The sequence below is a fragment of the Frigoribacterium sp. CFBP 13729 genome (assembly GCF_014841875.1).
Lineage (GTDB): Bacteria > Actinomycetota > Actinomycetes > Actinomycetales > Microbacteriaceae > Frigoribacterium.
In genome coordinates this window covers 215,506-221,555 of record NZ_JACYUR010000001.1, presented here as the reverse complement: position 1 = coordinate 221,555, position 6,050 = coordinate 215,506, and the positions used below count along the sequence as shown (strand labels likewise).

General features: G+C 68.5%; 5 protein-coding genes. All 5 read right to left on the bottom strand.

Annotated features, from left to right (window positions below; all coding sequences use genetic code 11):
* Positions 1–821 precede the first annotated feature (821 nt).
* Positions 822–1,238 carry a cytochrome c oxidase subunit 4 gene (locus tag IFT77_RS00940; protein WP_192041597.1) on the bottom strand — a complete coding sequence of 139 codons (417 nt, stop codon included), beginning with the start codon at positions 1,236–1,238 and terminating at the stop codon, positions 822–824.
* Between the two features lie 4 nt (positions 1,239–1,242).
* On the bottom strand, positions 1,243–2,985 hold the full coding sequence (ctaD, locus tag IFT77_RS00935; protein ID WP_146901127.1) for a cytochrome c oxidase subunit I: 1,743 nt from the start codon (positions 2,983–2,985) through the stop codon (positions 1,243–1,245).
* Between the two features lie 13 nt (positions 2,986–2,998).
* The gene (gene coxB / locus IFT77_RS00930) at positions 2,999–3,835 is read right to left on the bottom strand and encodes a cytochrome c oxidase subunit II (protein WP_192042284.1); all 837 of its coding nucleotides are present in this window, start codon (positions 3,833–3,835) and stop codon (positions 2,999–3,001) included.
* 258 nt (positions 3,836–4,093) lie between these two features.
* Positions 4,094–4,474, bottom strand: a complete 381-nt coding sequence (gene erpA / locus IFT77_RS00925; protein ID WP_123545598.1) for an iron-sulfur cluster insertion protein ErpA — start codon at positions 4,472–4,474, stop codon at positions 4,094–4,096.
* A 131-nt stretch (positions 4,475–4,605) separates the two neighbouring features.
* A complete protein-coding gene (locus IFT77_RS00920; protein WP_192169016.1) occupies positions 4,606–6,021 on the bottom strand; it encodes a dipeptidase in 1,416 nt (471 codons plus the stop codon).
* Between the last annotated feature and the right edge of the window lie 29 nt (positions 6,022–6,050).

Genomic DNA, 6,050 nt, shown 5'->3' with positions numbered 1-6,050 from the left:
CCCTCCGTCGTTCGCTACCCAACCCTCTCCCCCACGCCTACGGACTCACGCATTCGCCCGCGGTCCTACCCAGCGCCGCAGGACGCCGCTCCGCCTTCGGGCGGGCCATCGTGCCCCACGGCGGCTTCCCGTAGCCCTCACCGGGCTCCCGTGCCTCGCGGCGGGTTCACGTGCCACTCGGCGGGCCCACCTAGCCCCCAGCAGGTCAGCGCGGACCCGCCGGCGGCGACAGCGGTCCTCCGTCCCCGCACGAGGTAGTGCGGCAGGGTCGCGCGTTCCAGGAGGCACGGCCAGGGCTCCCCAGGCGTGTGCCAGCGCCTCGACGGCCTCCCAGCACCTGTTCGGCGGGTTGCCATAGCTCCCGACGGGCCAGGGCCGACCCACTGCAGGTGACGACGAGAACCGAGCCGATGCGCCACCGCGGAGCACGAGGCTACGCGCTCTCTGATGCGCCTGGCGGCCTCGATGCCGCACGCCGCTGACCTCGGCGGGTTCCCGTGACCATCGTCGGGTGGCCGTAGGCCGTGGCGGTCCGCGCGGACCCGCCAGCGGCTACAGCTACCCGCCGACTCCGCGGAGCCGAGCGAGCCAGTGGGGCCCACTGCGCTCACCGACGCACGTCGAATCCGGTGATCAGGGGGAATGGGACAAGTCGGCAACGGGCCCCGGGGCATCTCGTCCCCTTCGCGTCAGAGAGCTCGAGTGTGCCCGTCCGCACGGAACGGCAGCCACGTCGGCCGCGCAGACACAGCCAGCCGGAGGTACCAACGACGGATGCCGCCCACCCTCAAGGGTGGGCGGCATCCGCGTGGACGATGACGTCAGTGGGCGAAGTTGCCCCGGTAGTACTCGTAGACCCAGCCGACGAGGGCGACGGCCACGAGGGCGCCACCGATGTAGATGATCCACATGCCGACAGCGAGGGCGAGGAAGATCAGGCCGCACGAGAAGGCGAGCAGGATGGGCCACCACGACCAGGGGCTGAAGTGCCCGAGCTCGGGGTCGCCGTCGTCGATGTTCGCGTCGGGACGGTCCTCGGCGAGCTCGCCGCCCTGGGCCGCGTGCGAGCGCCCCATGTAGAAGGCCAGGAACACGCCCAGGGCGCCAGCGAGGCCGATGCCCATGGTGCCGGCCCACTCCACCTTGCCCGTGTCGATGAGGCTCCAGATGACGTACACGGCGTCCATGAGGAAGAAGAAGATCGCGAGGATCCAGAACAGGGTCGCGTTGGTTCTCATCGGACTACTTCACCTCGTTGCTGGATGCGTCGTACGTGGGGGCCTCGGGTGCGTCCTTGACCGGACCGATGCCGACGGGGATGCCCGCCTCGGGGTGGTTGAGGTCGAACGCCGGCGACTCCGAGCGGATGCGCGGGATGGACGTGAAGTTGTGGCGGGGCGGCGGGCACGACGTGGCCCACTCGAGCGAGCGGGAGTAGCCCCAGGGGTCGTTGACCTCGACCTTGGGCGCCCGACGCGCGGTGATGTAGACGTTGTAGAGGAACGGCAGGATCGAGACGCCGAGGAGCATGGCGCCGATCGTCGACAGCTGGTTCATCCACGTGAAGTGGTCCTCGGCCTGGTATGTGGCGTAGCGGCGGGGCATGCCCATGACGCCGAGCCAGTGCTGGATGAGGAACGTCGTGTGGAAGCCGATGAAGAGCATCCAGAAGTGGATCTTGCCGAGACGCTCGTTGAGCATCTTGCCCGTCCACTTCGGCCACCAGAAGTAGAAGCCGGAGAACATCGCGAAGACGACCGTGCCGAACACCACGTAGTGGAAGTGCGCCACGACGAAGTACGTGTCGGAGACGTGGAAGTCGAGCGGGGGCGACGCCAGGATGACGCCGGTGAGCCCACCGAAGGTGAACGTCACCAGGAAGCCGATCGCCCAGAGCATCGGGGTCTCGAACGTGACCGAGCCGCGCCACATCGTGCCGATCCAGTTGAAGATCTTCACGCCGGTGGGGACCGCGATGAGCATCGTCATCAGCGAGAAGAACGGCAGGAGGACGGAGCCGGTGACGTACATGTGGTGCGCCCACACGGTGACGGACAGGGCCGCGATCGAGATCGTCGCGTACACCAGCGTCTTGTAGCCGAAGATCGGCTTCCGGCTGAACACCGGGAAGACCTCGGAGACGATGCCGAAGAACGGCAGCGCGATGATGTAGACCTCAGGGTGACCGAAGAACCAGAAGAGGTGCTGCCACAGGATGGCGCCTCCGTTGGCGGGGTTGAAGACCTGCGCGTCGAACACCCGGTCGAACCCGAGCCCGAACAGGGCGGCGGCGAGGACGGGGAACGCCATGATCACGAGGATCGAGGTGATCAGCGTGTTCCAGGTGAAGATCGGCATGCGCCACATCGTCATGCCGGGGGCACGCATCGTCACGATGGTGGTGATGAAGTTGACCGAGCCGAGGATGGTGCTGAAGCCGGTCATGCCGAGCCCGAAGACCCACAAGTTGCCGCCGAGCCCTGGTGAGAACGTCGTGTCCGACAGCGGCGCGTAGGCGAACCAGCCGAAGGAGGCGGCGCCCTGGGGGGTGAGGAAGCCGGCGACCGCGATGAGCGAGCCGAAGAGGTAGAGCCAGAAGGCGAAGCCGTTCAGCCGCGGGAAGGCGACGTCGGGCGCACCGATCTGCAGCGGCATGAGCGCGTTGGCGAAGCCCGAGAACAGCGGCGTCGCGAACATGAGCAGCATGATCGTGCCGTGCATGGTGAAGAGCTGGTTGTACTGCTCTTTCGTCTGCACGATCTCGAGCCCGGGGGCGAAGAGCTGCGCGCGGATCAGCAGCGCCATGACGCCGCCGAGGCAGAAGAAGAGGAACGACGCGATCAGGTACATGTACCCGATGGTCTTGTGGTCGGTCGACGTCAACCACGTGACGACGACGTTGCCCTTGCGGCCGACCTTCGACGCTCCGAAGTTCTGCCCTGAGGAGGTTCCGCCCGTGGTGGGGCGGGTGGCGGTGGCTGTCATCGAACCCGTGCCTTTACTTCTCGTCCGAACCGGCGGCGACGGGCGCCTCGTTGTTCGGCTGGTTGGTGTTGGTGTTGTACTGGTCGCCGAGGAGGCCGGTGTTGCCCTCGTCGGCGAGCGTGCTGAGGTAGTCCTCGTACTCGCCCTCGGAGACGACCTTGACGTTGAACAGCATCAGGGAGTGGTACTCGCCGCAGAGCTCGGCGCACTTGCCCGTGAACGTGCCCTCTTTCTCGGGCGTGAAGTACATGAAGTTGGTCTTGCCGGGGATCGTGTCCTTCTTGTAGAGGAAGTCGACGATCCAGAACGAGTGGGCGACGTCGCGCGACTTGAGGTCGATCTGCACGGTCTTGCCCACGGGGAGGTACAGGACCGGGAGCTGGTCCTGGTCGACCTCGCCGTCGGGCAGCTCCTGGGCCTGGATGCCCTGGTAGTAGACGCTGTCGTCTTCCTGCTGCTGGTCGATGTAGTTGAAGTCCCAGGCCCAGCGCTTGGCGTAGACGTCGATCTTCACGTCGGGGTTCGCGGTCGGCTCCTCGATGGCCGCCTGGTCACGCGCGGTGAAGGCGAAGAAGCCCAGCACGAGGATGAGCGGCACGACCGTGTAGAAGATCTCGATCGGCATGTTGTAGCGGAGCTGCACGGGGAGGCCGGTCTGGCCCTTGCGACGCCGGTAGGCGATGCAGGTCCAGATTATGAGGCCCCAGACGATGAGGCCGACGATCAGCAGGACGATCCACGACGTGACCCACAGGCCGATGATGCTGTCGACGTGGTTGGTGGTGCCCGCGGTGGTGGGGAGCCAGCCCTGGAGCTGCTCGGGCGTACATCCCGCGAGGACGAGGGCCATGACGGCGGCCACGGGGATGGCGGCCCAACGAAGACGGCGGTTAGAACGCACTGTTACCTCTCGGATGACACGACAGCTTGGGGTCTTCCCAGTCTAGGACGGGACTTCCCTAGCCTACTCGCAGGTTGACCGGGCCTCTGCACGCGGCCCCGCCGAGTCGTTCGAGCACGAGCCACCTGGACGCACGAGAGGGACCGCCTCTCGGCGGTCCCTCTCGTGTGGTGACCGGTCAGGAGCGCCTAGGAGGCGCCTCCTGCGTCAGTGGAAGCTGTCGCCGCAGGCGCAGCTGCCCTGGGCGTTCGGGTTGTCGATGGTGAAGCCCTGCTTCTGGATCGTGTCCTCGAAGTCGATGGCCGCGCCGTCGAGATAGGGAACGCTCATCTTGTCGACGACGACCTCGACGCCGTCGAAGTCGACCGTGGCGTCGTTCTCGAGGAGGCGCTCGTCGAAGTAGAGCTGGTAGATGAGGCCGGAGCAGCCACCGGGCTGGACGGCCACGCGGAGGCGGAGGTCGTCACGCCCCTCCTGCGTCAGGAGGCTCTTCACCTTGTCGGCGGCGGTCGCGGTGATCGTGACGCCGTGGGCGGTCGTCGTGTCGCCGGCGGCCGTCTCGACGGCGGGGGTCGCGGTGTCGGTCATGGAGCCTCCTCGGGTCGGTGCGCAGGGGCACTCGTCGTTGACCAGTGTAAGCAGCCCGTGCCGGGATTTGTTCCCGGCCACCAGGGCCGACGAGGCCGACGGTGCACAGGCGCCGTCGACCCCGTCGTGCCTCAGCTCCGTGCGTCGAGGCGGGCGATCAGCACGGCCTCGCTGAGCACGGCACGGTGCAGCACGCCGAGGTGCTGCGACTCGTTCGGGCTGTGCGCGCGCGTGTCGGGGTCCTCCACGCCCGTGACGAGGATCTGGGCCTCGGGGAACGTCTGGACGAGGTCCGCGATGAACGGGATCGAGCCGCCGATGCCGATCTGCAGGGGCGCCTCCCCCCAGGCCTCGGTCATGGCCGCCGTGGCCTCGGCGAGGGCCCAGCCACTGGTGTCGACGAGGAACGGGTCGCCCTGGTCGACGTCGTCGATCTCGACGTGCGCGCCGAAGGGGGCGTGCTCGCGCAGGTGCGCCTCGATGGCCGCGTAGGCCTCGGACGCGGCCTGCCCGGGAGCGATGCGCGCGCTGATCCGGACGGACACCTCGGGCGACAGCGTGTTCGACGCGTTCGCGACGCTCGGCGCGTCGATGCCCGTCACCGTGATCGACGGCTGCGACCAGACGCGGCTGAGCAGCGGACCGGTGCCGATCGGCGTCACGCCCTCGAGCAGCCCGGCCTCCTCGCGCAGCTGCTGCTCGCTCTGTTCGGGGTGCTCGGCCTCACGGCTGTGCAGCCCGGCGACGGCGACGCTGCCCGCGTCGTCGTGCAGCGTGGCGAGCAGCTTCACCATCGCGAGCATCGCGTCCGGGACCGCGCCGCCGACCATCCCCGAGTGGGACGCGTGCGCCAGGGTGCGGACGGTCAGCCGGAACGTCACGTTGCCGCGGAGCCCCACGGTGATGGCGGGGACGGTCGTGCTCCAGTTGCCCGAGTCGGCGACGACGATGACGTCGGCCGCGAGGTCGTCACGGTGCTGGCGGAGGAAGTCGGCGAACGAGCGGGAGCCGAACTCCTCCTCCCCCTCGATGAACACCGCGACGCCGACGCCCAGGTCGTCGCCCAGCACCTCGCGGACGGCCCGCAGCGCCGCCACGTGGGTCATCACGCCGGCCTTGTCGTCGGAGGCGCCCCGCCCGTAGAGGCGATCGCCCTTGACGGTGGGCTCGAACGGAGGCGAGTCCCAGTCGGCGTCGTCGCCCTGAGGCTGCACGTCGTGGTGGGCGTAGAGGAGGACCGTCGGCTTGCCGTCGCGCGCGGGGCGCCGGGCGAGCACGGCCGACTGGCCGAGGGCGCCCGTGTCGCCGATCGGCGCACGGCTCACCTGCACGGTCTCGAAGAGGCCCGTGCCCCGCACGAGCTCGGCGACGGCCTCGGCGCTGGCTGCCACGTGGGCGGGGTCGAAGGCGTCCCACGAGACGGACGGGATGCGGACCAGGCCGCCGAGGTCGGCGACTGCGGCGGGGAAGCCGCCCTGCACCGCCTCCGCGAGTTCGCTGACAGTACGAGGATCGGTCGGGGTCACGGGGTGCTGCGAGTCGGTCATGCAGGTAATCTTAGGAACTCGTTCAACCC

What these genes read in the sequence shown, in the direction of transcription:
- erpA (WP_123545598.1), bottom strand. Translation starts at nt 4,474, where the DNA reads ATGACCGACACCGCGACCCCCGCCGTCGAGACGGCCGCCGGCGACACG.
- coxB (WP_192042284.1), bottom strand. Translation starts at nt 3,835, where the DNA reads ATGGCCCTCGTCCTCGCGGGATGTACGCCCGAGCAGCTCCAGGGCTGG.
- IFT77_RS00940 (WP_192041597.1), bottom strand. Translation starts at nt 1,238, where the DNA reads ATGAGAACCAACGCGACCCTGTTCTGGATCCTCGCGATCTTCTTCTTC.
- ctaD (WP_146901127.1), bottom strand. Translation starts at nt 2,985, where the DNA reads ATGACAGCCACCGCCACCCGCCCCACCACGGGCGGAACCTCCTCAGGG.
- IFT77_RS00920 (WP_192169016.1), bottom strand. Translation starts at nt 6,021, where the DNA reads ATGACCGACTCGCAGCACCCCGTGACCCCGACCGATCCTCGTACTGTC.